This is a genomic window from Streptomyces violaceorubidus (genome assembly GCF_000717995.1).
Lineage (GTDB): Bacteria > Actinomycetota > Actinomycetes > Streptomycetales > Streptomycetaceae > Streptomyces > Streptomyces violaceorubidus.
Window position 1 is genome coordinate 91,888 of the sequence record NZ_JODM01000026.1, and the last position, 23,293, is coordinate 115,180.

General features: G+C 69.9%; 25 protein-coding genes. 12 read left to right on the forward strand and 13 right to left on the reverse strand.

What is annotated here, in order from left to right; all coding sequences use genetic code 11:
- Positions 1-318: 318 nt before the first annotated feature.
- Complete coding sequence (sppA, locus tag IE94_RS0126490) at positions 319-1,425, forward strand: Ser/Thr/Tyr protein phosphatase SppA (RefSeq protein WP_106978022.1); 1,107 nt, start codon at positions 319-321, stop codon at positions 1,423-1,425.
- Between the two features lie 182 nt (positions 1,426-1,607).
- Positions 1,608-2,480, forward strand: coding sequence for a membrane protein (locus IE94_RS0126495; RefSeq protein ID WP_030189010.1), 873 nt, complete (start codon positions 1,608-1,610; stop codon positions 2,478-2,480).
- Between the two features lie 24 nt (positions 2,481-2,504).
- Here the strand turns inward: IE94_RS0126495 and IE94_RS0126500 are convergent, their stop codons facing one another.
- The 3 genes from IE94_RS0126500 to thiC form a co-directional block, all read right to left on the reverse strand.
- Positions 2,505-4,040 carry a VWA domain-containing protein gene (locus IE94_RS0126500; protein WP_030189011.1) on the reverse strand — a complete coding sequence of 512 codons (1,536 nt, stop codon included), beginning with the start codon at positions 4,038-4,040 and terminating at the stop codon, positions 2,505-2,507.
- Between the two features lie 147 nt (positions 4,041-4,187).
- On the reverse strand, positions 4,188-5,024 hold the full coding sequence (locus IE94_RS0126505; protein ID WP_030189013.1) for a hypothetical protein: 837 nt from the start codon (positions 5,022-5,024) through the stop codon (positions 4,188-4,190).
- A gap of 149 nt (positions 5,025-5,173) precedes the next feature.
- The gene (gene thiC / locus IE94_RS0126510) at positions 5,174-7,018 is read right to left on the reverse strand and encodes a phosphomethylpyrimidine synthase ThiC (protein WP_030189016.1); all 1,845 of its coding nucleotides are present in this window, start codon (positions 7,016-7,018) and stop codon (positions 5,174-5,176) included.
- 253 nt (positions 7,019-7,271) lie between these two features.
- On the opposite strand from thiC, the gene IE94_RS0126515 reads away from it, so the two are divergent.
- Entirely contained in the window at positions 7,272-8,804 is a 1,533-nt protein-coding gene (locus IE94_RS0126515) for a YibE/F family protein (protein ID WP_030189018.1), read from the forward strand.
- 48 nt (positions 8,805-8,852) lie between these two features.
- On the opposite strand, the gene IE94_RS0126520 is transcribed toward IE94_RS0126515, so the two are convergent.
- The 4 genes from IE94_RS0126520 to IE94_RS0126535 all read right to left on the reverse strand — a co-directional run bounded on the left by IE94_RS0126520 (position 8,853) and on the right by IE94_RS0126535 (position 11,128).
- Complete coding sequence (locus tag IE94_RS0126520) at positions 8,853-9,290, reverse strand: SsgA family sporulation/cell division regulator (protein ID WP_007388906.1); 438 nt, start codon at positions 9,288-9,290, stop codon at positions 8,853-8,855.
- A gap of 100 nt (positions 9,291-9,390) precedes the next feature.
- Positions 9,391-10,116, reverse strand: coding sequence for a helix-turn-helix domain-containing protein (locus IE94_RS0126525; protein ID WP_030189021.1), 726 nt, complete (start codon positions 10,114-10,116; stop codon positions 9,391-9,393).
- Positions 10,117-10,434: 318 nt separating this feature from the next.
- Positions 10,435-10,647: a DUF5326 family protein gene (locus IE94_RS0126530; protein WP_030189024.1), complete on the reverse strand. Its 213-nt coding sequence runs from the start codon at positions 10,645-10,647 to the stop codon at positions 10,435-10,437.
- A gap of 163 nt (positions 10,648-10,810) precedes the next feature.
- On the reverse strand, positions 10,811-11,128 hold the full coding sequence (locus IE94_RS0126535) for a cupin domain-containing protein (protein WP_030189026.1): 318 nt from the start codon (positions 11,126-11,128) through the stop codon (positions 10,811-10,813).
- A gap of 59 nt (positions 11,129-11,187) precedes the next feature.
- On the opposite strand from IE94_RS0126535, the gene IE94_RS0126540 reads away from it, so the two are divergent.
- From IE94_RS0126540 to IE94_RS0126565, 6 genes are all read left to right on the forward strand, one after another.
- Positions 11,188-11,565 carry a phage holin family protein gene (locus IE94_RS0126540; RefSeq protein ID WP_030189029.1) on the forward strand — a complete coding sequence of 126 codons (378 nt, stop codon included), beginning with the start codon at positions 11,188-11,190 and terminating at the stop codon, positions 11,563-11,565.
- Between the two features lie 5 nt (positions 11,566-11,570).
- The gene (locus tag IE94_RS0126545) at positions 11,571-12,065 is read left to right on the forward strand and encodes a low molecular weight protein-tyrosine-phosphatase (protein WP_030189030.1); all 495 of its coding nucleotides are present in this window, start codon (positions 11,571-11,573) and stop codon (positions 12,063-12,065) included.
- Positions 12,062-13,240 (forward strand): cystathionine gamma-lyase, encoded by a 1,179-nt coding sequence (locus tag IE94_RS0126550; protein ID WP_030189037.1) that lies wholly within the window; start codon positions 12,062-12,064, stop codon positions 13,238-13,240. The genes IE94_RS0126545 and IE94_RS0126550 overlap by 4 nt, the downstream gene beginning before the upstream one ends.
- Before the next feature lie 197 nt (positions 13,241-13,437).
- Positions 13,438-14,343, forward strand: coding sequence for a LysR family transcriptional regulator (locus tag IE94_RS0126555; protein ID WP_030189040.1), 906 nt, complete (start codon positions 13,438-13,440; stop codon positions 14,341-14,343).
- A 70-nt stretch (positions 14,344-14,413) separates the two neighbouring features.
- Positions 14,414-14,896 carry an NUDIX domain-containing protein gene (locus IE94_RS0126560; protein ID WP_030189042.1) on the forward strand — a complete coding sequence of 161 codons (483 nt, stop codon included), beginning with the start codon at positions 14,414-14,416 and terminating at the stop codon, positions 14,894-14,896.
- Positions 14,897-14,974: 78 nt separating this feature from the next.
- Positions 14,975-15,841: a GNAT family N-acetyltransferase gene (locus IE94_RS0126565; RefSeq protein ID WP_030189045.1), complete on the forward strand. Its 867-nt coding sequence runs from the start codon at positions 14,975-14,977 to the stop codon at positions 15,839-15,841.
- A gap of 37 nt (positions 15,842-15,878) precedes the next feature.
- On the opposite strand, the gene IE94_RS0126570 is transcribed toward IE94_RS0126565, so the two are convergent.
- On the reverse strand, positions 15,879-16,298 hold the full coding sequence (locus tag IE94_RS0126570; RefSeq protein WP_030189047.1) for a GlcG/HbpS family heme-binding protein: 420 nt from the start codon (positions 16,296-16,298) through the stop codon (positions 15,879-15,881).
- A 118-nt stretch (positions 16,299-16,416) separates the two neighbouring features.
- Positions 16,417-17,628: an MFS transporter gene (locus IE94_RS0126575; protein ID WP_030189049.1), complete on the reverse strand. Its 1,212-nt coding sequence runs from the start codon at positions 17,626-17,628 to the stop codon at positions 16,417-16,419.
- Between the two features lie 137 nt (positions 17,629-17,765).
- Between IE94_RS0126575 and IE94_RS0126580 the strand changes: the two genes are divergently transcribed.
- Together IE94_RS0126580 and IE94_RS0126585 are read left to right on the forward strand one after the other, a co-directional pair.
- On the forward strand, positions 17,766-18,230 hold the full coding sequence (locus IE94_RS0126580) for a MarR family winged helix-turn-helix transcriptional regulator (RefSeq protein ID WP_030189050.1): 465 nt from the start codon (positions 17,766-17,768) through the stop codon (positions 18,228-18,230).
- 20 nt (positions 18,231-18,250) lie between these two features.
- Complete coding sequence (locus tag IE94_RS0126585) at positions 18,251-18,703, forward strand: GNAT family N-acetyltransferase (RefSeq protein ID WP_030189052.1); 453 nt, start codon at positions 18,251-18,253, stop codon at positions 18,701-18,703.
- An 81-nt stretch (positions 18,704-18,784) separates the two neighbouring features.
- Here the strand turns inward: IE94_RS0126585 and IE94_RS0126590 are convergent, their stop codons facing one another.
- From IE94_RS0126590 to IE94_RS0126600, 3 genes are all read right to left on the reverse strand, one after another.
- Positions 18,785-20,170, reverse strand: a complete 1,386-nt coding sequence (locus tag IE94_RS0126590; RefSeq protein ID WP_030189053.1) for a serine hydrolase domain-containing protein — start codon at positions 20,168-20,170, stop codon at positions 18,785-18,787.
- A gap of 232 nt (positions 20,171-20,402) precedes the next feature.
- Positions 20,403-20,798, reverse strand: coding sequence for a hypothetical protein (locus IE94_RS0126595; protein WP_030189054.1), 396 nt, complete (start codon positions 20,796-20,798; stop codon positions 20,403-20,405).
- Between the two features lie 39 nt (positions 20,799-20,837).
- Positions 20,838-21,140: a hypothetical protein gene (locus IE94_RS0126600; protein WP_037923609.1), complete on the reverse strand. Its 303-nt coding sequence runs from the start codon at positions 21,138-21,140 to the stop codon at positions 20,838-20,840.
- A gap of 101 nt (positions 21,141-21,241) precedes the next feature.
- On the opposite strand from IE94_RS0126600, the gene IE94_RS0126610 reads away from it, so the two are divergent.
- The gene (locus tag IE94_RS0126610) at positions 21,242-21,619 is read left to right on the forward strand and encodes a hypothetical protein (protein WP_030189058.1); all 378 of its coding nucleotides are present in this window, start codon (positions 21,242-21,244) and stop codon (positions 21,617-21,619) included.
- Here the strand turns inward: IE94_RS0126610 and IE94_RS36090 are convergent.
- A complete protein-coding gene (locus IE94_RS36090) occupies positions 21,595-23,076 on the reverse strand; it encodes a helix-turn-helix domain-containing protein (RefSeq protein ID WP_078606598.1) in 1,482 nt (493 codons plus the stop codon). The genes IE94_RS0126610 and IE94_RS36090 overlap by 25 nt on opposite strands.
- Positions 23,077-23,293: the final 217 nt, after the last annotated feature.

A 23,293-nucleotide genomic window follows, 5' to 3' on the forward strand; every position in this document is an offset into this window, starting at 1 on the left:
GCACCGCGGCGGCGCGTTCCGGTCGCAGCGGGGGCGCGCGGGGGTGCGGCTGAGGACGAGGACGCGGAAGGCCCCGGACGCGGGACACGGCGAAACGGGGCGGCGAAGACCACATCCGCCCCGGCCGGAACAGGAGTGGCCCACGGTCGGGGGCGGGCGAAGCCGGGCCCAATCGGGGCGAAAGCCGCAGTGAACCGGAGTCCTGTCCTGATTCACCACCCCTGGGTCATCACACAGCGCGATCCGCATTCCTATGATGGGCCCACACACCGCGGGCCGCTGCGACCAGGCAGTCCGAAGCGGTGCAGATGCGGCGCGATGGTGGAGGGGTCGATGACTCAGGGGGCCGGTCAGGGACCCGAGGTGGAGCGGACGGCGACGGTGCGCGACTTCCGGGTACCCGCGTACGTCCACGAGACCGCTCCGTACGCCGCCCCCGGCGCGCACGCGAGCGAGTCCGCTCCGCCCGCCGAGGAGAGGCTCGAGGAAGCCCTGCCCGAGGGCTACACGCCCACTCAGCGCGATCTGCCCGTCATCCGTCGGGGTGACACGGTCCAGGTCGACGTCGACCCCGCACCGGCCGCGGTGCAGCAGCCGGCCACCGGCCAGGGTCCCCTGTTCGTCGTCGGCGACGTGCACGGCTACCTCGACGAGCTGCTGGCCGCCCTGCGGGACAAGGGCCTCGTCGACGAAGCCGGCCAGTGGTGCGCGGGCACCTCCCGGCTGTGGTTCCTCGGCGACTTCACCGACCGCGGCCCGGACGGCATCGGCGTCATCGACCTGGTCATGCGGCTGTCCGCCGAGGCCGCCGCGGCCGGCGGCTACTGCAAGGCGCTGATGGGCAACCACGAACTGCTGCTGCTCGGCGCCAAGCGGTTCGGCGACACTCCCGTCAACTCCGGCGCGGGCACCGCCACCTTCCAGGCCGCCTGGCTGCTGAACGGCGGCCAGAAGACCGACATGGACCGCCTCCAGGACCACCACCTGCAGTGGATGGCTCGCCTCGACGCCATGGAGGAAGTCGACGACCACCTCCTGGTCCACTCGGACGCCACCACCTACCTCGACTACGGCCGCTCCATCGAAGAGGTCAACGACACCGTCCGCGAGACGCTCACGCGCAACGACGCGGAAGAGGTGTGGGACCTGTTCCGCAAGTTCACCAAGCGCTTCTCCTTCCGTGACGAGGGCGGCGCCGACGCGGTGCGTTCGCTGCTCGACACGTACGGCGGCACCCGGATCGTTCACGGCCACAGCCCCATCCCCTATCTGCTGGGCGAAGTCGGCTCCGAGGACGGCGAGGACGACACCCGTACCGTGATCGAGGGACCGCACGTCTACGCCGACGGCCTGGCCATCGCGATGGACGGCGGCGTGACCATGGCCGGAAAACTGCTGGTCCAGCAACTTCCGCTGGACGTCTGAGCGTTCCCCGGACGGGTTTCGCGGCGGTACCGTCCGTACAGACCGGGACCCAATTTCTGGAAACCCCCTGTCACCCTCCACCGTCACCGCTCTACCATCGGCTTATCCGTAGCAGGCTCCCCTCCGTTTCTGCCCGACGGCTCGTTGGCATGCGAGCCCCAAGCCCTACGGAGCATCGGGGGATGCACATGAACAGCGTTCCGCAGCACCTGTTGAACGAGGACCGCCAAGAGTACGAGCGGATCCTCGACGAGGCGCTGCGCTCCGCACCACACCGCCCGGAGTTGGCCGCGGTCGGTCAGCGGCTCAACCCCGAACAACTGCGCACCATGGCACTCAACGCCACCGCCCTCATCACGGCGGCGGCCACGACCGAGTACCAGCACTATGTGAAGGCCCGCGAGGAACTGCGCCACCCGGCGCCCTCTGCCCCCTCGTCCGCCCCGCGCGAGTCCGGCTCCCAGGAGCAGGGCACGGGCGCGGGAGGACTCGCCGCCACCATGGGCGAGATGGCCGAGGCGACCGGCGCGGGGGCCGTCGCCGTCGTCTCCGTCCTGGCACCGGTCCTGGCCGGTACCGCCGCGGCGATATTCCTGCTGGTCGGCTACCTGCTGAAGATGCTCGACCCGGGGCAGACCTTCGCGCGGACCATGCTCACCACGGGATGGGTGTTCGGCGCCGTGACCGCGGTGGCGATCCTCGTCGCCGCGGTGGGACTGCTGCTCACGGCTCTGCGCAACCGACCCTCCGCCGAGTCCGGCCTCTACAGCGCCCATGACGAGGAGGTGGCCCGCGCCAGGGAAGCCTGGCACGAGGCACTGCTCGAACGGGGCATCCTGCCCTTCCTGCGGGAGGCGCTCAGCGAACCGGGCACGGCAGCACTCAACCGCACGGAACCGGCGACCCCGAGGGGCAGCCGTATGCCGCACCTCGGCTACGGCCGTCCCGGGTTCACCAGCCCCGACGGCGGCCCCGACGCGGGCCCCCGTCCGAGCTACTCGAGTCCGGACTACAGCAGCCCGGACTTCGGTGGCCCCGAACACCGCCCCGAGTAGTCACCGGCACGGGCGGGCAGCGTTTCAGAGGATGCCCGCCCGGCCGGCGGCAGTGATCCAGGAGGGGAACTCGGACAGCAGCCGGTCGTACAGCTCCGGGTCCGGTACGGTGCCGATGTCGTCGACGGCGAAGAAGCCGACGTTGTCGACGCGGCGCCCCGGCAGGGTGTCGAACCGCTCCAGCACCCCGTAGTTGGCGCGCCCGAGCCCCACGAACTGCCAGAAGAGCGGTTCCTCCACGGCCTCCCGCAGCTCACGCTCGATCTCGGCGTTGCGGTAGACACCGCCGTCGGAGAAGAACAGCACCAAGGTCGGGGCCGGTGCCGGGTTGTCCCGGACGAAGGCCCGGACCTCGGCGATCACCTTCTGCTCCTCGTTCTGGATGCCGACCGCCCGCATGTCGGCCTGTTCGGGGTGCAGACCCTTCTTCCTGCCCCGCCGGAACAGGCTGATCTCCCCCACGCGCACGTGCAGCCGCAGCCACTCGGGCAGCTCGCCCAGGCGCAGGTCGGGCAGGCGCGCCGGGTTGGAGGCGAAGGTCCATGCCTGCATCTCCCCGTCGTCGTCCAACTGCGCGGCGACGGCGGCCATCCGCTCCACGACGTCCGCGACGACGCCCTTGGAGTAGAGGAAGGACATGGACCCGGAGGCGTCCAGTACGAGGATGACGCGCGCGGTGATACCGGCCGCGCCGTGCTTGGTCAGGCTGAGCGCGACCTGCTCCTTGCGCAGGGACAGCCGCTTGCGCATGTCCACGGGCAGGCGGTCCTCGCCCTGGGTGAGACGGGGGCCGGGGGCTGCCGGGGCCGGGGCGTGGGGCGGCGACGGTGGCGGCACCGGTGTGGCGGCCGACGCGGTGGGCGCCGGGGGAGCCGTCGGAGGGGCCGCCGGGGCCGCCGGGGCTGCCGGGGCGGCCGGGGCCGCCGGGGCGGCCGGGGCGGCCGGGGCGGCCGGGGCAGCCGGGGCAGCCGCCGACGGGGCGGAGGTCTGGGGCGCGGCCGTCTCCGGGGAGGCGTCGTCGTCCACGGTGATGCCGAAGTCGGTCGCCAGCCCCGCGAGCCCGGAGGCGTACCCCTGTCCGACCGCACGGAACTTCCACGCTCCCCGGCGCCGGTACAACTCGCCGCCGACCAGCGCGGTCTCCGTCCCGGCCGAGATGTCGAACCGGGCCAGTTCCGAGCCGGTGGCGGCGTCCAGCAACCTCAGCGACAGCCCCGGAACCCGGCCGAAGGAACCGCCGTCCGCCGAGGCGCACAGGACGATGCGTTCGACCACCGGCTCGACCGACCGCAGGTCCACCTCGACGGCATCGGTCGTCACTCCCGCCTCCGCGCCGGGGCCGACCCGCTTGCCCAGGTGGCCCACCGCGCCGGAGGCGTGGCGGGGCTGGTTGTAGAAGACGAAGTCACCGTCGTCCCGCACCCGTCCGGCCGAGGTGAGCAGCAGCGCGGAGGCGTCGACCTCGGGAACGCCCGGCCCGGCGGACCACACGAGTTCGGCGCGCACCGCGGGGGAGTCGACGGCGACGTTGGCACCCTTGCTCAGGGAGGTGGCTGTCATGCGTCCAGTCTGCCGAGCGGGACCCGTCGGCGGGGAGAGGGCCGACTCTGCCGCTCGTCCCTCCCCCGGCGCCGGTGCGCTCGGTCCGCGATGGGCAGGGATACGCGGTTGCCGGCGCGAGTAACGGAACCAGACGCTTTGCTCAGGTCAGTGTGGAGGCCGAGCCGCGCGGCTCAGGCTGCTCTGTGAGCGCAGGGCTCCCAATCTGCGGTGGTCGTCGGGGCTGGACAGGCTCTCGTCCAAGGCCAGGAGCGACAAGAGCTGCACGGTACGTCCGGCCGATGCTGCCGCCTCCAGCTTGTGATGGCCGTCGAGCAGAAAATGTGTCAGCCCCCAGTGCTCGTACTCGTCCGTCGCCTGGGGGCTCAACGCAGGCTGACAGAGATCCAGCGTCGACACCGCGACTGCTGTCGGCACCATCCCCTGCCCCATCCACTCGACGTACTCCGCGACCCGATCCCGGTCGTTCCAGAGTGGAGGAACCATCGGTACGACGAACTCATAGAGATGTGCGGTCTCGTCGATCACCGTCTCGAACGTGCGGTAATACGGCGTGCGGGGATGCTCCGGAAGGCCCCAGAACTGGTCGGGACCCCAGGTGGCCACTTGCTCATTGCTGAAGTAGTCGCCGTCCTGCCCTGGAGTCACCAACCGTGGCTCGACCCGAAGCAACAGCGGCAGGTACTCGCCTTCCGGCAGCAAGGAGCCGAATGCCACCAGGATGCCGTCGTCCAGCACGGAGACCTGTCCGGCGAGGAGTTCTTGCATGCCTGCCAATGACAGCGTCCCGCTGGCGCCCTCAAGCCGCTGAAACAAAAACTGACACGTCCCACACCACGGGGAAAGCTCGAACGCGGGATTCCCGTCGAGCACCAGCAACCTGCGCCGCGGTGCCGACCCCAGTTCCTGAAGCTCTGTCTCGAACCGCAACCTCGCTGCAGGCCCGGGAACTCCGAGCCTGCGCGGCTCGCCAACGATGTTCATCACGCCCACGACCGTACGAGCGGTGCGACCACATACCAAAGGGGCTCTTCACCACGGAGCGCGGCTGCTCCTGCGCAACACTGTGGTGCTGCCCGGGGGCCGGGCAGCGCCGTTCACATCAGGCGCCGCCCCGCCACCCGCTCACTCCCTCAGTCCACCATCGGCAGGTACACCCGGTTCCCGCGCTCCGCGAACTCCCTCGACTTCTGGAGCATCCCCTCAGCGACCTCCTCAGCCGTCGCCCCCGCGGCCGCCGTGCCACCGAACTGCTCTGTGATGCTTTGACTGATCTTCATCGAGCAGAACTTGGGCCCGCACATGGAGCAGAAGTGGGCCGTCTTGGCGGGCTCGGCAGGCAGGGTCTCGTCGTGGAACGCCCGCGCCGTCTCCGGGTCGAGGGCCAGGTTGAACTGGTCCTCCCACCGGAACTCGAACCGGGCGTCGGACAGCGCGTCGTCCCACTCCTGCGCACCTGGATGCCCCTTGGCGAGGTCGGCGGCATGGGCGGCGATCTTGTAGGTGATGACGCCGGTCTTGACGTCGTCACGGTTGGGCAGGCCCAGGTGTTCCTTGGGCGTGACGTAGCAGAGCATGGCCGTGCCCCACCAGGCGATCATCGCGGCACCGATGCCGGAGGTGATGTGGTCGTACGCCGGCGCGACGTCCGTCGTCAGCGGGCCGAGCGTATAGAACGGAGCTTCATCGCAGATCTCCTGCTGAAGGTCGATGTTGTCCTTGATCTTGTGCATCGGGACATGTCCCGGGCCCTCGATCATGGTCTGTACGTTGCAACGCTTGGCGATCCGGTTGAGTTCCCCGAGAGTGCGCAACTCGGCGAACTGGGCTTCGTCGTTGGCGTCCGCGATCGACCCCGGCCGCAGGCCGTCGCCGAGGGAGTACGTGACGTCGTAGGCGGCGAGGATCTCGCAGAGTTCCTCGAAGTTCTCGTACAGGAACGACTCCTTGTGGTGCGCCAGGCACCATGCCGCCATGATCGAGCCGCCGCGCGAGACGATGCCGGTCTTGCGGTTCGCGGTCAGCGGTACGTAGGGCAGGCGCACGCCCGCGTGGACCGTCATGTAGTCCACACCCTGCTCGGCCTGCTCGATCACGGTGTCCTTGTAGATCTCCCAGGTCAGTTCCTCGGCCCGGCCGTCGACCTTCTCCAGGGCCTGATAGAGCGGCACGGTCCCGATGGGCACGGGGGAGTTGCGCAGGACCCACTCGCGGGTGGTGTGGATGTTGCGGCCGGTGGAGAGGTCCATGACCGTGTCGGCGCCCCACCGGGTCGCCCACGTCATCTTGTCCACCTCCTCCTCGATGGAGGACGTCACCGCCGAGTTGCCTATGTTGGCGTTGACCTTCACCAGGAACCGCTTGCCGATGATCATCGGCTCGATCTCGGGGTGGTTGACGTTGGCGGGGAGCACCGCACGTCCTGCGGCGATCTCCTCGCGGACCACCTCCGGCGAGACGTTCTCCCGGACGGCCACGTACTCCATCTCCGGCGTGATCTCGCCCCGGCGTGCGTACGCGAGCTGCGTCACCGCGTTGCCGTCCCGGCCCCGGCGCGGCTGGCGCGGGCGTCCGGGGAAGACGGCGTCGAGGTTGCGCAGACCGCCGCGCGGCGAGGTGTGCTTGATTCCGTCGTCCTCGGGACGGACGGGACGGCCCGCGTACTCCTCGGTGTCACCGCGGGCAATGATCCAGTTCTCCCGCAGCGGCGCGAGGCCCCGGCGCACATCGGTGTCGACGAGTGGATCGGTGTACGGGCCCGAGGTGTCGTACAGCGTGACCGACTGCCCGTTGGTGAGGTGCACCTGACGGACCGGCACCCGCAGATCGGGGCGCGAGCCCTCGACATACGCCTTGTGCCAGCCGATGGACTTCCCGGTTTCCGCGGTCTCCGCGGTGTCCTCCTGCGCGGATTTCCGCGTGGAGTTCGCTGCGGAGTTCTGTGCGGAGACAGGCGTGCGTGCGTCCTTGATGGTCATGAGACCTACTCCCTACGCCGGCATTACCCGGTAACAGGTTCGGCGGTCGACGCAGCGGATTCCGTCTGGCGACGCGTCGTGGGATACATCACTCGACTTCGGTGACGTTTCCCGTGAAACATCGCTGGGACGGAGGTCAGCGCCCTCTCAGCCCGGTGCTCCGAGCTCCCGCGTGTACAAAGGTGCCTCCACGCTAACGCCCATTCGGGCGCGGTGAACAGAGGGCCCCCCTTGTTCTTGCGATGATCGGGCGGTGACCACACCGCAGCCCCCCTCCTTCCCGCCGCACCGACCCCGCCGCGGGCCGAACGCCGAAGGGGGCGACGGCCGGACAGCCGGCCACGTCCCCGTCGTCGCTCACGGCGCGAACGACGGCAGACACGAGGCTGGTCACGGTCACGGTGCGGGTGACCACGGGCACGGTGCGGGAGGCGGGTACGGTTCCGGCGACGGTCACGGTGCCGGCGGCGGACACGGGCACTCGCACGCGCACGGTCCGGCGGCCCCCGTCTCCCGGCATCTGCGGAAGGTCATCGCCGCGATCCTGATCCCCTTCGCCGCGGCCGTGCTGGTCGGACTCGCGGTGCTGTGGCCGGGCGGCGCACCGCCGCACGAGCGCACCGGGGTCGGCTTCGACCGCCAGACACAGCAGGCCACCGTCACCAAGGTGGTGGAGCTGAGCTGCCAGTCCGTCAACGCCTCGGGCGGCACCCCGACCGGCGACACGTCGACCGCCGAGGGCTCCTCCGCGGTGCAGCAGGCGAAGGGCGAGTGCAAGCGGGCGACCATCCGCGTCGACACCGGCGACGACAAGGGCCGTACGTTCGAGGAGATCGTGCAGCCGGACCAGTCACGGCAGTTGCACGAGGGCCAGGAGGTGGTGGTCGCCTACGAGCCCTCCGCGCCCAAGGACCTGCAGTACTCGGTGACCGACATCAACCGCCGGCTCCCCCTGGCCCTCCTGGCGGGCATCTTCGCCCTCGCCGTCGTGGTCGTCGGACGGCTGCGCGGCCTGATGGCACTGGTGTCGCTGGCCCTCAGCTTCCTGCTGCTGAACTTCTTCATCCTGCCCGCCATCCTGCAGGGCTCGAACCCACTGGTCGTGGCGGTGATCGGGTCCAGCGCCATCATGCTGATCGCGTTGTACCTGTGCCACGGGCTGTCGGCCCGCACATCCGTGGCGGTGCTCGGCACCTTGATCTCGCTGTTGCTCATCGGTGTGCTCGGGTCGCTCTTCATCGGCTGGGCCGCGCTCACCGGCAACACGGACGACAACACCGGCCTCATCCACGGCCTGTACCCGTCGATCGACATGAGCGGTCTGCTCCTCGCCGGGGTCATCATCGGTTCGCTCGGTGTCCTCGACGACGTGACGGTCACCCAGACGTCGGCGGTCTGGGAACTGCACGAGGCCAACCCGACGATGGGCTGGCGCGGCCTGTACCGCGCGGGCATCCGCATCGGCCGCGACCACATCGCCTCGGTCGTGAACACGCTCGTCCTGGCCTATGCGGGCGCCGCGCTGCCCCTGCTGCTGCTGTTCTCGATCGCGCAGAGCGGGGTGGGAACGGTCGCCAACAGCGAACTGGTCGCGGAGGAGATCGTGCGGACGCTGGTCGGCTCGATCGGCCTGGTGGCGTCCGTGCCGGTTACCACGGCCCTCGCCGCCCTGGTCGTCTCGGCGGACCGGCCGGCCCAAGGAGCGGCCCCGGCGGCAGGAGCCACGGCGGCTGCGGGTACGGGTGCTCCGGCACGTGGGGGGCGGGGCCGTCGCCGTAAGCGCTGAGGCGCCCGGCGAAGCGTTACGCCACCGCCTCGGGACTGCCGTAACGGTTCAGCCCGCGCTCTGTTCCTCCGCCAGGATGCGGTCCAGGGCTTCGTCGAGATGGCTGTCGAAGTCGGCGAGCGCACCCTCCTGACCGAGGGGCACCAGCTTGTCGGTACGGTCGAGGAAGGCCACGAGGGGCGCGGCCGAGGAACGGAACAGCGCCTGGTCGCTGCCGACCTGGAGGCGGATCAGCACCTCGGCCAGTGGCTCGGGGTCGACCGGTGCGATGCGCACATCACCGTCACCGCACGGCCGGCCCACTCCGTCGACCAGCAACTCCCTGCCGAAGGCCCAGGTCACCGGCGCGTCTCCGGGCAGATGGAAGGTCAGGCGTACGGCATAGGGATCCCGGGTCTCGTAGCGCAGTTCCACCGGGATGCGGAAAGACAGTTCCTCGGACACGAGAAAGCTCATCATGACCTCTGCCTGTACGGACTCGCCCATTCGCCTACCCCGTCATTCGCCGTCGACTGTCCGGGAATCAAACCTCTAACACTGATGGCATCTTGCTCAACGTACACACCAGATCACAAGGAGTGAGTTTTCAGATACTGATAGAGAGGGCGAGCGAGCCCAGACGCCGCCCCACTTCGTGCTGCAGGCGCTGCGCCGCGGGCAGCAGCCGGTCCGCCTGGTGGAGGGGCAGTGAGATGGCCATCGTGGCGGCCGTGGTGCCGACGGTGATCGGGATCGCCGCGCAGACCGTCCCCAGTGCGTACTCCTGACGTTCGATCACCGGAGCCATCCGGCGCAGGCGTTCCAGCCGCCTCAGCAGGCTGTGTCCGTCACGCACCGTGTACGGCGTGAGCGGCTGCACCGGGTAACGGTCCAGATGGTCGTGGCGGGCGTCCTCGTCGAGTTGGGAGAGCAGGCACTGCCCGATGGCGTGCGCGTGCCCCGTCTCGCGGAAGTCCGCCCACTCATCGACCGCCGGATTGCCCGGGGTGTCGGAGACGCACATAACCTCGATCTCGCCGTCCCGGTACATGGCGTAGTACACGGGGACGCCGATCGCGTCCCGCCAGCGCGCCATGGTGTCCACCACCGTGCTGCGACGTTTCTGCTCGGCCCCGCTGCTGCCCAGCCGCTCGGCGGCCTCGCCGAGGAAGAACAGGCCCTTCTCCCGGCGCAGATACCCCTCGTGCACCAGGGTGCGCAGCAGGTGGTACGCCGTGGGCAGCGCCAGCCCCGTCTCTCGGGCCAGTTGCTTGGCGGGGGCTCCGTAGTGGTGCTCGGCGACGCACTCGAGCAGGCGCACCGCCCGCTGCACGGAGCCGATCAGCGTCGCGGAAGGCGGGTCGGCGGAGGACGGTGCGGGAGGTGTCCCGGGCGTCGAGCAGGGCTGCACGGGGAGGCTGTGCAGCTGAGCGAATGCGGTGTCGGCCGTGGCCAAGGGTCACTCCCGGAACGCGAGGTGGCAGCCCGTGCGGAGAACACGGGTGGGGGTGTGCGCCGTTCGCGGGGTCGCCCCCACGTGGAGTTCCGGACTCTAACCGCCGGTCACCGCTCACCGACGGCCCGTCCGGGAAACTTCCCTCGCCCGAGGGAACCGGTGGTTCCTGTTACCGCCACCGGTGTCCCACGGCTCTCACCAGTCGCTGCGCGACGACGAGCTCGACGTGAACTTGCGTACGACGTAGATCAGTCCGCCGACGAGCGCGACGAAGACCAGCAGCTTGAACAGCAGTCCGATCACGAACCCGACCACGCTGGCGATCAGTCCGCCGAACACGACCAGGGCGATGACCGGCACCGCGATCCACTTCACCCACCACGGCAGTCCCGTGAAGATCTCTCGCATCGCCCTAGCCCTTACCTTTCGGGAATCCTGGGGTGTCCTGAGGAGTCCTGAGTGAGTCCTCCGGCGTCCTGCACTCGATGCTAGGGCCGCGAGCGCCACGACAGGGGCCCCACGTCCCTTGTCTGCCCCTGACCGATCCCCTAGGGAACCCTGGGGCCGGGCCTCAGCTCTCCGGGGGAGAGAACACCACGAGAACCCGCAGGTCCTCGCTGATGTGATGGAACTTGTGGGCCACCCCGGCCGGCACGTAGACCACGCTGCCGCGGGCGACCTGGGTGGTCTCCATGCCGACGGTGATCGCGGCCCGGCCGCTCACCACGAGGTACACCTCGTCCTGCGCGTGCGGCTTCTGCGGGTCGGTCGTCCCCGCGTCGAGGGCGTACAGGCCGACCGACATGTTCCGCTCCCGCAGGAACTGCAGATAGGCACCGTCGTTGGCGGCGCGCTCCGCCTCCAGTTCGTCCAGCCGGAATGCCTTCATCGCCTCGTCCGCCCCTGCCTCACCGTTCGTGCCCGATCGCGTCTGCCACGATCAGACACATGAAGAATTTCCTAGTCAAGACGATCGCCAACGCGGGCGCCCTCGCGGTCGCCGTGTGGCTGCTCGACAAGATCACCCTGACCGGGGGCAGCACCGGGGAGAAGGCGGTCACCCTGATCGTGGTGGCCCTGGTGTTCGGCCTGGTCAACATGGTGGTGAAGCCGATCGTGCAGGTGCTGACCTTCCCGCTGTTCATCCTGACCCTCGGCCTGTTCACGCTGGTGGTCAACGCGCTGATGCTCTTGCTCACGTCGTGGGTGGCCGACAAGCTCGACGTGAGCTTCCACGTCGACGGGTTCTGGACCGCCGTCCTGGGCGGCCTGATCATCTCGATCGTCTCCTGGGCCCTCAACGCGTTCCTGCCCGACGGGGACTGATCCCGATGACCTACCGCGTCTGTTTCGTGTGCACGGGCAACATCTGCCGCTCCCCGATGGCCGAGGCCGTCTTCCACGCACGCGTGGCGGACGCCGGGCTCGACGACCTCGTCGAGGCCGACAGCGCCGGCACCGGCGGCTGGCACGAGGGCGAGGGCGCGGACCCGCGCACCGTGGCCGTCCTGGCGGACCACGGCTACGACCTCGACCACACGGCCCGGCAGTTCCAGCAGTCCTGGTTCTCCCGCCTCGACCTGGTCGTCGCCCTCGACGCCGGACACCTGAGGGCCCTGCGGCGTCTCGCCCCCACGGAGCGGGACGCGGCCAAGGTGCGTCTGCTGCGGTCGTACGACCCCGCCGCCGAGGACGGCGACCTGGACGTCCCGGACCCGTACTACGGGGGCCGGGACGGCTTCGAGGAATGCCTTGAGATGGTGGAGGCGGCGAGCACCGGACTGCTCGCCGCGGTACGCGAGCAAGTGGAAGGACGGGCGGCATGAGCGATTCCGCTACGAACGACAGGGTCGGTGCGGGCACGGAGAAAGCCGCTTCGGGCCCGGGTGACGGCACGCGCGCGGTGCGGGCCGGGCTGCCCGAACCCGTCAAGCACGAGCCCACCCTGCCCGGCCCGGTGTTCGCCGCCCACTTCCACCTGCCGGGCGACCCCACCGGCCCGTACACCTACGGCCGCGACGAGAACCCGACCTGGACCCGTCTCGAGAGCGCCATCGGCGAGCTGGAGGCGCCCGGGGAGGCCGACGTGGAGACACTCGTCTTCGCCTCGGGCATGGCCGCGATCTCCTCGGTGCTCTTCTCCCAGCTGCGCGCCGGCGACACGGCCGTCCTGCCCGACGACGGCTACCAGGCCCTGCCGCTGGTCCGCGCGCAGCTGGAGGCGTACGGCATCGAGGTGCGCACCGCGCCGACCGGCCAGGACGCCCAGCTCGACGTCCTGGACGGGGCGAAGCTGCTGTGGATCGAGACGCCGTCCAACCCTGGTCTCGACGTGTGCGACATACGACGGCTCGCCGAGGCGGCACACGCGCGCGGCGCCCTGGTCGCCGTCGACAACACCCTCGCCACCCCGCTCGGGCAGCGGCCGCTGGAGCTCGGCGCCGACTTCTCGGTGGCCAGCGGCACCAAGCAGCTCACCGGCCACGGCGACGTCCTCCTCGGCTACGTGGCCGGCCGCGACGCCGGAGCGATGGCCGCCGTACGGCGCTGGCGCAAGATCGTCGGTGCGATTCCCGGGCCCATGGAGGCGTGGCTCGCGCACCGTTCGATCGCCACTCTCCAGCTGCGGGTGGACCGGCAGGACGCCACCGCGCTCAGGGTGGCCGAGGCGCTCCGGGCGCGGCCCGAGATCACCGACCTGCGCTACCCCGGGCTGCCCGACGACCCGTCCCACAAGGTCGCCTCCCGGCAGATGCTGCGCTACGGCTGTGTCGTCTCCTTCACGCTGCCCTCGCGCGCGCGTGCCGATCGTTTCCTCGACGCCCTGCACCTCGTCGAGGGTGCGACGAGCTTCGGCGGGGTGCGGTCCACCGCGGAGCGGCGCGGGCGCTGGGGCGGTGACGCGGTGCCGGAGGGCTTCATCCGCCTCTCGGTCGGCGCGGAGGACCCGGAGGACCTGGTGGCGGACCTGCTGCGCGCGCTGGACGAAACGGTGGACTGACGCCGGCGCACGGACGGTCCGAGCCTCCCCCCTCGTGGCTCGGACCGTCCTCCGGTTCCGTGCGCGAAGAACCGCGCGATTAAGGCTAGTTGACTCAGTGTCAGTGTCCAATCACAGTAGCGACAGCGCCCTATCGACATATTTATGGTGGGGCCCGGCCGGGGGCTGGAGAAGAGCAGAAGAGGGGACGCGTTTTCGTGGATCTGGCCTTGCTCCGCACCTTCGTCACTGTGCACCGGGCTGGTTCCTTCACCCGCGCGGCTGCTCTGCTCGGCCTCTCCCAGCCCGCCGTCACCTCGCAGATCCGCACGCTGGAGCGCCAGCTCGGCCGCCCGCTCTTCCTCCGGCAGGCCCGCGGCGTGACCCCGACGACCATCGGCGACGAACTCGCCCACAAGACCGCACCGCATCTCGACGCCCTGGTGGAGATCGCCGAGACCGGGCTGACGGACGACTCCTCCCTGCGCACCCTGCACATGGCCGGACCACCCGAGTTCACCGCCGAACGAGCACTGTCCGCGCTCACCGAGCTCACCGGCGAGGACGGCCGGGCCTTCGCCCTGCGCGCCTCGTTCGGGAACGCCGAGGAGGCGCTGGAAGGCCTGGCCGCCGGGCATCACGATCTGGCCATCGCCACGGCTCGTCCCCGCGGCCCGCTGCTCACGGCGACTCCGCTCTGCGACGAGATGCACGTCCTGGTCGCCGCACCCGACTGGGCGGAGCGTGCGGGTGTCGAAGAGCTCCGCGCCACCGATGCGCCCGCTCTCGACCGCGTCCCCGTGGTCGAGGTGCACGAGTCGCTGCCCTTCGTCGCCCGCTACTGGGCCTCCGTCTTCGACGCCCGTCCGCCCGGCCCGGCCACGGTCGTCGCCCCTGACCTGCGTGCGGTTCTCACCTGCACGGTGGCGGGCGCGGGCCTCGCCGTCCTGCCCCGCTATCTGTGCGCGGAGGCGCTGGAGCGCGGGGACGTCGTCGCCCTGCACGATCCCCCGGTGCCGCCGCTGCGGACGTACTTCCTGGTGGTGCGCACCGGCACGTTGGCGCTGGCGCACATCGCCCGGGCCCACGAGGCGTTGCTGCGCGCGGCTGCCGACTGGAACTGAGCCGGCGGACTCTCCCACCGGGTACACGGCACGATGTTTCACGTGGAACCAGCCGGGCCACATTTCTCCCATGACCGTCCGACCCGTGGTCAAGCGCACCGCTCGCGCCGTCCTGCTGGACGGGGACCACCTGATCCTGATCAAGCGGACCAAGCCCGGCGTCGATCCCTACTGGGTCACTCCGGGCGGCGGGGTGGAGCCGGACGACACCACCGTCGTGGACGCCCTGCACCGCGAGGTGTACGAGGAACTCGGCGCCAAGATCAGCGACGTGGTGCCCTGCTTCGTGGACACCGTGGAGCACATCGGCGAGGACGGCGGCGCGACCGGCGTGAAAGTGCAGCACTTCTTCGTCTGCCACCTGGAATCCATGGACCCGGCCCTGCGGCACGGTCCCGAGGTCGACGAGCCCGCCGGTGAGTACGAGATCGTCAGAGTGCCCTTCACCCGGGTCGGGATCGCCTCCGTCCACCTCGTGCCGCTGTCGCTGCGGCATTACCTGGACGGCAACATCGAGGGGGTGCGTGCCCTGCACGCTTCCGACCTCGGCTGAACCGGCTTGGCCGAAAGCCCGCATCTTCCACCGGAAAGAGGTGGACGCGGACGGCCCCCGTCGGACAGCCTGACCTGCGTGCCGACACCTTTCCTCGCCTCTGCTCCGATCCGCCGTCTGACGCTCCGCGATCTCACCGCCTGCGCCGACCTTTCCGAGGACCGGGGGTGGCCGCGTGAGGAGCACAAGTGGGGATTCCTCCTTACGGCCGGAAAGGGATACGGCATCGACGACCCCGACGGCGGTCTCGTCGCCGCCTGCACCGTCACCGAGTACGGGACGCGGGAGCACCCGGCGCTCGCCGCCATCGGCATGGTGCTGGTCGCCGAGCGGCACGCCCGCCAGGGTGTCGGACGCCGTCTGATGCGCCACATCCTCTCCGCTCTGGGCACCGTTGCGCTGACCCTGCACGCGACGCCGTTCGGCCGGCCGCTCTACGAGGAGCTCGGCTTCAAGGTGACGGGCGGGGCGGAGATGGTGCGCGGCCGCTTCGTCCCCGGCGGGCCGGAACCGAGGACCGCAACGCGCGCCGCCACCGCCGAGGACCTCCCCGCGATCCTCCGGCTCGACGAGGAGGTGTTCGGCGCCGACCGCACCCACATCGTCACGCGGCTGCCCGCCTTCGCCGACCAGCTGCGTGTCGCCGAGGAGGACGGCCGGATCACCGGGTACGCCGCGGCCTGGCCGAACATGGACACCCATGTGGTGGGCCCGCTGATCGCGCGTGACACCGAGACGGCCAAGGCCCTGATCGGCTCGCTCGCCGCCCGCACCGACCGGCCGCTGCGCACGGACATCGACGTACGGCACGAGGAACTGCTGGCGTGGGTGAAGGAGCGCGGCCTCTCCAGGGTCGCCCCCAACGCGGTCATGACCTGTGGGATCACCGAGTTGCCCGGGGACTGGACTCGGCGGTTCGCGCCGCTGACGGTGGCGGCGGGCTGACCCCGGCACGGTTCGTGCCGTGAGCGCCGGGCCCGGGTCAGGCGAGCGCCCGCACGGCGGCCGAGGCGAAGCCGTGGTCCTGCTCGGGCGCACCGCCGCCGACCCCGATCGCACCGATCAGCCGGCCCTCGCGGTGCACGGGCACGCCGCCCGCGATGAACAGCAGCGGACGGTCGAGGGCGGTGGGCAGGGTGTGGAAGAGGCCTCCGGGCCGCACGGCGTCGACGAGGTCAGCGGTCGGGGCGTTCAGCTGGAGCGCCGTGTAGGCCTTGCGCGTGCTGGTCTCGCCGGAGATCAGCACGGCGCGGTCGTCGCGCCGGAAGGCGAGCAGGTGGCCTCCGGCGTCGAGGACCGTGACGCTGACGGTGACACCGGCTGTCTCGGCGGCTCGGTGGGCCGCGGTGACGAGCTCTTCGGCGTCCTGGATCGTCAGCGGGGCGACAGCGGTGGTGCTCATGGGTTTTTCTCCTTGGTTGTGCCGAGTGGAGCGGTGCCTCGGTGGTCGTCGAGGCGGTGTCCGGCCGTGGGGCGTGGGACGGCCCTGGCCGTGCGGCCCACGGGCCGGGGTGGGTCGGTCAGTGGTGGACGGTGGCGGTCGGCTGTTCGGCGGGCATCGAACCCGCGACGACCGTGCCGGGAGTACTGCCGCGCCGCTCCAGGGCGGCCGAGAGGACGGCGAGGACCAGCGCGGCCGCGGCGAGCACGGCGCCGACCCAGTTGGGGGCGGTGTATCCGAGGCCCGCGGCGATGACGACACCGCCGAGCCAGGCGGAGAGCGCGTTGCCGAGGTTGAAGGCGCCGATGTTCACCGCGGAGGCCAGCGTCGGGGCCCCGTGGGCGTGGTCCAGGACGCGCTTCTGCAGCGGTGGGACGGTGGCGAAGCCGAGGGCCCCGATCAGGACGACGGTCACGGCGGACGCGATCTTGTCGTGCGCGGTGAGGGTGAAGAGGGCAAGCACGACGGACAGGGCGCCCAGAGAGATGTACAGCATGGGCATCAGGGCACGGTCGGCGAACCGACCGCCGACGAGGTTGCCGCCCACCATGCCGAGGCCGAAGAGAACCAGCAGCCAGGTGACCGAGCCGTCGGCGAAGCCCGCGACATGGGTCATCATCGGCGCGATGTAGGTGATGGCCGCGAAGACCCCGCCGAAGCCGAGGACGGTCATGGACATGGCCAGCAGGACCTGTACGTTCTTGAACGCGGCCATTTCGTGGCGCAGCCGTACGCCTTCGGCCCTGGGCACGTCGGGGACCAGCTTGGCGACCCCGGCCAGGCCGACGACTCCGAGCGCGGCGACGACGGCGAAGGTGACGCGCCACCCGGCGGTCTGCCCGATCAGCGTGCCCAGCGGCACGCCGACGACATTGGCGACGGTCAGGCCGGTGAACATCATCGCGATGGCACCGGCCTTCTTGTCCGGGGCGACGAGACCGGCCGCCACGACCGATCCGATGCCGAAGAAGGCGCCGTGGGCGAGCGAGGCGACCACCCGGCCGATGAGCATGACGGAGAACGTGGGCGCGAGGGCGGAGAGCAGGTTGCCGACGATGAACAGGCCCATCAGCAGCATCAGCATCCGCTTGCGCGGAATCTTGGTGCCGAGGACGGTCATCAGCGGGGCGCCGAACATCACACCGAGCGCGTACCCGGTCACCAGGTAGCCGGCGGTGGGGATGGAGACCCCGTAGTCGCTCGCGACCTCGGGCAGCAAGCCCATGATCACGAACTCGGTCGTTCCGATCCCGAAGGCCCCGATCGCGAGGGCCAGAAGCGCGAGAGGCATGGAGGGAACCTTCCCAAGTAGTTGCAGGAGCGCTTTGGTTTCGGTCACAATAATTGCACACGCGGGCAATATGCAAGCGATGACTATTGCGAAGCTGGTCTACTCTTGAGTCAGCCACTCCTGGACGGAGGAACCACATGACAGCGACGGACCCCGCGCTCACCGCCCTCTCCCAGGGCTGGTGCGCACTCTCCCTGCTGCACGGGAGGATCGAGGCACACATCGAGCGCGCGCTGCAGACCGGGCACGACCTGAGCGTGCGCGAGTACTCCCTGCTCGACGTGCTCAGCCGGCAGCACGACGGCGACGGGGGGCATCTGCAGATGAAGCAGGTCGCCGACGCCGTCGTCCTCAGTCAGAGCGCGACCACCCGGCTGGTCACCCGACTCGAGGACCGGGGCCTGCTCGAGCGCTACCTCTGCCCCACCGACCGGCGCGGCATCTACACCAATGTCACCGCGGCGGGCCTGCACCTGCTGGACGAGGCACGGCCCACCAATGACGCCGCCCTGCGCGAGGCCCTCGACGCGGCGGCCACCAACCCCGAGCTTGCCCCGCTGGTGCGGGCGGTGGAGACACTGAAGGCGCCGGTGCCCGCCTAGAGCGGTTCTAGAGTGCGGTCATGGGAGATCTCGAAATACGCCCCACCACCGCCGAGGACATCCCCGCGGTCGTCGCGATGCTCGCCGACGACCCGCTGGGCGCTCAGCGCGAATCACCGGACGATCTGGGGCCGTACAGGGCCGCGTTCGAACGACTCAGGGCCGATCCGAATCAGCGGTTGGTGGTCGCCGTCCGCGACGACCGTGTCGTCGGCACGCTCCAGCTGACGATCGTCCCGGGACTGTCCCGACGCGGCGCCGTCCGTTCGATCATCGAAGGTGTGCGCATCCATGGCGACGAACGAGGCAGCGGCCTGGGTACGCAGCTCGTCGCATGGGCCATCGACGAGTCCCGGCAGCAGGGATGTCACCTGGTGCAGCTCACCTCGGACAAGACCCGTACCGACGCCCACCGCTTCTACGAGCGCCTCGGTTTCACGGCCTCGCACACGGGCTTCAAGCTCCAGCTCTGAGTAGGCCGACCGCGTCACACGCCCTGAACGGCGCACGGCCCTGTTTCACGTGAAACAGGGCCGCTTGCAGGAAGACGGCTGCTAGCCGATCCCCCGCCACCCCTCCGGGTCCACCCCGCCCGGCACAGTCGCGCTCTCGTCGTAGGGCTGGCGCGTGAAGACGAACGACCCGAGGTCCAGATGACTCACGCTGCCGTCCGGGCGCCTCACGACTCGCAGCGACTCACCCGCGTAGTACCCCTCCAGGCCCGTCCAGCTGCCGTCACCCTTCGCCCGGAAACGCGAGCGGCGCCCCTGGCCCGACAGCGGCCCCAGTGAGACCCCTCCGTCGGGCGTCAACCGCAGGACGGAGGCATGCGTCCCCCAGTACCACTGCCCCGCCAGTTCCAGTACGGAGGATTCGACCTCTCGCAACGGCCGCCACGGCTCCGGGATCCTGGGCTCCGCCTCGGCGACGATGCGCACGAGGTCGGCACCGACCCCGGCGAGCAGTGGTCCGGAGGTGCAGTTGGTCAGGACGACCGCGGCCACGTCGTCCTCCACACCGATGGTGAGGTTGGCCAGGAAACCCGGCAGGGAGCCGGAGTGCCCCACGAGCATGCGCCCGCCCTGGCTCTGGATCTGCAAGCCCAGTCCGTAGGCCGCGCCGTCCGCCACGTCCGCGGCCTCCGCCGGTGCGGCGGGCGCCCGCATCTCCCGCACGGTCTCCGCCCCGAGTACCTTGTCGTCCCCCCGCGTCAGAAAGACGGCGAACCGCGCCAGGTCCCCCGTGGTGGACCAGAGTTGACCGGCCGGGGCCATCCGCCCGAGGTCCTCGACGGGTTCCGCCAGCATCACATCGGCCCAGGGATGCACCGCCCAGCCGCCGGCATGCGGGGCACTGGGCCGAGTGGCCGTACGCTCCAGCCCCAGCGGGTCCAGCACCTCCCGCTGCAGCACCTCCTCCCACGAAGCGTCCCGCACCTTCTCCACCAGCGCCCCGAGCAGGGTGTAGCCGGGGTTGGAGTAGTGGTGACGGCGGCCCACCGGGTACAGGAGCGGCCGCTCGCCCAGCACATCGGCGAGCTCGGGACGCAGCGAGCCCGGCGTCCGCTCCCACCAGGGCGCCGGTGACTCGGCGGCCAGCCCGCCCGAGTGCGCCAGCAGCTCGGCGATCGTGGCCTCGCCCACCCCGGTGCCCGGCAGATGCTTCTCCAGTGGGTCCCCGAGATCGAGCAGTCCCTCGTCGCGCAGGCGAAGGACCAGGACGGCGGTGAAGGTCTTGGTGATCGAGCCGATGCGGTACTGGACGTTCTCGTCCGGACCGTGACCCTCGACCGAGGTCCGCGCACCGTGCCACACGGTCCGCCCGCCCCGGACCACCGCCGCGACGAGCGACGGCGTACGCCCTTCGGCCTGGGCCACGGCGATCCGGTGCGTCAGGGCCCGGCGGGTGGTGGGGAGCAGCTCTTCTTGAGGTGTCGTCATGTGCCCAGTCCACCGGCCGGCCCACCTCACGTCGAGCCGATTTCCCCCTGGCACCCTCTCCGGTCGAAGGAGAGAAGGCCCGCCCGACCTGTAGGTTCTCGCTTTCGGTGTCATGTGCCGACGCTGTGACCTGGACGTTCCCCTTCAGTCTCACGACGTGTCGTCCCGCGGCTGTCTCAGATCGGTGTCATTTCCTCAGAGTGTCCAGCCGCCCCCACCACTGTCCGGGGCGTCACGAACCTGCCTCGGCAGCCATCCGTTCCATCCACTCACGCACCTTCACTGCTCGATCGATGCGGCTGACGATGTCCTTCTTGGACGCCGTGTCCAAGGTCTCCGGGATCTTGTCGAAGGTGTCGGGAAGGACGTCGAGGAGACCCCAGATCTGTTCGCCGGTGCTGACGGTCAGCAGTTGCTGGCACCTCCACTGCAGCGGCGTCTCGGGCCGGTGCGTGAGCCGCTGCACGAGTGTCGGGAACAGGTAGTGCGTCGCATCTGCGGCGAGGTGCTCTCGAAGCCAGTCGACTGGGATCCGCTGGCTGAAGCCGTGAATGGCGGCCTCCTGGGCCAGGTTCAGGAGCTGAGCGGTGTCGACGGCTCGGACGGTGCGGGGAAGGGTCGGGGTCATGCCGAGATGATCCCAAGAAGCCTCCGCGGCGCCGAGAGGTCAGATTGGCCGGGACTCGATCTGCCGACGGGCAGAAGTCCAGACTTCCTCGAACTCCTCGGAGGTGAGTTGTTCGGGGTCGTGGCCTTCCCACTCCGAAACGGGCAGCTCGGCTGTGATCCCGAACCTGCTGTCGTACTCATCGAGGCGGCCTGCGTCGCGGGCCCGCTGCCACTCGGCGAGGGAGGCAGCTGCGATCGGGATCAGCTCAGGCCCTTCGAGTTCGACCTGCCGAGTCGCCCAGCCTTCGGCGTCGACCTCAAAGTAGAACCAGACATCTTCCTCGTCCCAGTAGCAGCGCATCCATGTCTTCACGAGCCCATGATGGCGGCGGTCTGCGTGCCAGCCGCTGCGGTGTCCAAATTCCTGTGGATGGTCATCCGGGCTACTGAGATGCTCCTGCTGTGACCACCACGACGAGCGAACTGCAGACCGACGCCGGATGGGACGGCCCCTATTACCGTGCCCGCGCCGAAGGATTCGAGGCACTGTTCCTCCCGAGCCCTGACGAGGTGCTCGATGAGGTCTGCAATGTGGATGTCGAGGTTCACCTCCCCGACGGCTCTCGCTGGAGTGCAACGATCTTCACCGTTGCCGAGGTGGACCGGCTGATGAGGATGTGGGAGGGGACCGGAGAAGCAGCAGGGGGCCGGTGCTTCTGGTGCTCGGACGGGTTGATCGTTCGAGACCCTGGCATCCAAGACATGGTGAGCGTGATCGCCAAGCTGCTTGCGGCGGGCGAGTTCGACGGAGCTTTTCATCGCCTTTCCGACCCGGAGTGAACTTCGGATTTCATGACGCTGTCTTGGGACGTGCGAATAGCTCTGAGCACCCTCCTCCCCAGGGGGGTCAGCGTCATGGGCCGACCGCGTTCTGCTCTGACCAGCAGCGGTCCGCCGAGCTCTCGTTCGATCCGGTTGATCTGCGCGACGAGGGTGAACGTGTTGAGACCGAGGCCGCTCGCCGCCTCGCTGAGGCTGGGAAAGGCGGATGCGGCCGCGAATCGGCTCAGGCGTTCGCTGGCACCCTGACCGCTTAGTGCCGGCCGGAGGACGCGCGGCGCTCGATGGGCCTGGTCTGCAGCGCGAAGTGCCTGGCTGTGGCTGGCTCCGCCTCGTGATCGCAGCGGAACGTTGTGGGTCTTGGCCCAGCGCGCCATGTTCGCGGTGCTCATGCCGGTTTCGCGGGCGAGGTCCGGCAGAGTGCGACGACGGTGGACGTACTGCTCGATGAGCCAGTCCCGTTCGATAGTGCCGCGGCGCCTGTAGTCCTGTGGCCCCTCACGGAGCGGGATGCCATATTCCTTGGCGAGGTCAGTCAGCACGCTGCGAGAGAACCCGGTGAGGTCCGCGATCTGCTGGAGGGACCGGTGCTCGTCGAGGTAGAGCTGGCTGAAGCGCTCTGCCGGGATGGCTTGCCGGGCCTGCTGTCGGATGCGGCCGGTGGCTCTGGCGGCGTTCTTCGTCAACGGGGGTGCGGGGGCTGGGCGTTCGTCCAAAACGTGCCGGATGGCCTCGACGGTCGTGCCCAGGACCTGGGCTGCGTGCTGAACGGGGTGCTCGCGTGCTCGGACGAGCTGGTGCAGGCGGGGTAGGTCGATGTGCGCCGGGTCCGGTCCGGGAAGGGAGAGTCCGGACAGCAAGGCGGTGGGAGGCTGCCAGGTCACGGGCTCGTCGTGGATGTGCTGCGAGGCAAGGAAGTTGAGGGCTTCCTGCTGGAGGGCGTGCGCGAGTTCGGGCGTCTGGAGTGCGGTGAACCGCAGGGACGTTGCCCGGAACTCTGCGCTGTCGAGCCCGCCCTGGCCGTCGGGGAGGGACTCGGCAGGCAGGCCGCTGAGGCGGCGGAAGAGCTGGCTGCGGGCGATGCGTTCGCGGCGTCCGGTTCCCGGCGGGGTTCCGGTGCGGCGGCAGATCGCCAGCCAGCGGTCGTGGGGAAGCAGGCCGGTGTAGTCCAGAAGTCGGCGCCGGCCGTAGTCGATGGGGGTGCCGTGGGTGTCGAGGTGATCGGCGAGCCGGTCCAGGGCAGTGACGATGTCCGGCCATTGCGGAAGGTCGTCGAGTTCCTGGAGGAGGCGTGAGATCTCGATGCCGTCGATGACGTCGCCGGCCAGCCCGGCCGCCTCGTCCAAGGAGGTACGGCTGTCCGGGATCAGCAGCAGGGCGGCGAGGGCGGGAGCCAGGGCCCGTGCATAGATTCCTTCGGGCGGTGTGAGCCGGACTGCCCAGGACGTCCAGAACATCGCGGGAATCTTCCTGGCTCGTTGCTCGATGTCCCGAGCGGTCCTTGTCGGCCGGCGGGGAGTCTCGGTTGTGATGCGGTAGCGGAGGTGCTCGCTGGGGCGGAGGGAAGGAGCGAGGGCGGCTAGGGCCTGTTGCGAAAGTGCTGGTCACAGCCATTCATTGATGGCTGCGACCAGCACGGTCGCTTCGTAGCGGACGGCGAGTTTGTCGTACCTC

Bases quoted from the DNA above. Each gene is read 5' to 3' on its own strand.
- sppA (WP_106978022.1), top strand. From the start codon at position 319: ATGGTGGAGGGGTCGATGACTCAGGGGGCCGGTCAGGGACCCGAGGTG.
- IE94_RS0126495 (WP_030189010.1), top strand. From the start codon at position 1,608: ATGCACATGAACAGCGTTCCGCAGCACCTGTTGAACGAGGACCGCCAA.
- IE94_RS0126500 (WP_030189011.1), bottom strand. From the start codon at position 4,040: ATGACAGCCACCTCCCTGAGCAAGGGTGCCAACGTCGCCGTCGACTCC.
- IE94_RS0126505 (WP_030189013.1), bottom strand. From the start codon at position 5,024: ATGAACATCGTTGGCGAGCCGCGCAGGCTCGGAGTTCCCGGGCCTGCA.
- thiC (WP_030189016.1), bottom strand. From the start codon at position 7,018: ATGACCATCAAGGACGCACGCACGCCTGTCTCCGCACAGAACTCCGCA.
- IE94_RS0126520 (WP_007388906.1), bottom strand. From the start codon at position 9,290: ATGGGCGAGTCCGTACAGGCAGAGGTCATGATGAGCTTTCTCGTGTCC.
- IE94_RS0126530 (WP_030189024.1), bottom strand. From the start codon at position 10,647: ATGCGAGAGATCTTCACGGGACTGCCGTGGTGGGTGAAGTGGATCGCG.
- IE94_RS0126535 (WP_030189026.1), bottom strand. From the start codon at position 11,128: ATGAAGGCATTCCGGCTGGACGAACTGGAGGCGGAGCGCGCCGCCAAC.
- IE94_RS0126540 (WP_030189029.1), top strand. From the start codon at position 11,188: ATGAAGAATTTCCTAGTCAAGACGATCGCCAACGCGGGCGCCCTCGCG.
- IE94_RS0126545 (WP_030189030.1), top strand. From the start codon at position 11,571: ATGACCTACCGCGTCTGTTTCGTGTGCACGGGCAACATCTGCCGCTCC.
- IE94_RS0126550 (WP_030189037.1), top strand. From the start codon at position 12,062: ATGAGCGATTCCGCTACGAACGACAGGGTCGGTGCGGGCACGGAGAAA.
- IE94_RS0126560 (WP_030189042.1), top strand. From the start codon at position 14,414: ATGACCGTCCGACCCGTGGTCAAGCGCACCGCTCGCGCCGTCCTGCTG.
- IE94_RS0126570 (WP_030189047.1), bottom strand. From the start codon at position 16,298: ATGAGCACCACCGCTGTCGCCCCGCTGACGATCCAGGACGCCGAAGAG.
- IE94_RS0126575 (WP_030189049.1), bottom strand. From the start codon at position 17,628: ATGCCTCTCGCGCTTCTGGCCCTCGCGATCGGGGCCTTCGGGATCGGA.
- IE94_RS0126580 (WP_030189050.1), top strand. From the start codon at position 17,766: ATGACAGCGACGGACCCCGCGCTCACCGCCCTCTCCCAGGGCTGGTGC.
- IE94_RS0126585 (WP_030189052.1), top strand. From the start codon at position 18,251: ATGGGAGATCTCGAAATACGCCCCACCACCGCCGAGGACATCCCCGCG.
- IE94_RS0126590 (WP_030189053.1), bottom strand. From the start codon at position 20,170: ATGACGACACCTCAAGAAGAGCTGCTCCCCACCACCCGCCGGGCCCTG.
- IE94_RS0126595 (WP_030189054.1), bottom strand. From the start codon at position 20,798: ATGACCCCGACCCTTCCCCGCACCGTCCGAGCCGTCGACACCGCTCAG.
- IE94_RS0126600 (WP_037923609.1), bottom strand. From the start codon at position 21,140: ATGCGCTGCTACTGGGACGAGGAAGATGTCTGGTTCTACTTTGAGGTC.
- IE94_RS36090 (WP_078606598.1), bottom strand. From the start codon at position 23,076: ATGTTCTGGACGTCCTGGGCAGTCCGGCTCACACCGCCCGAAGGAATC.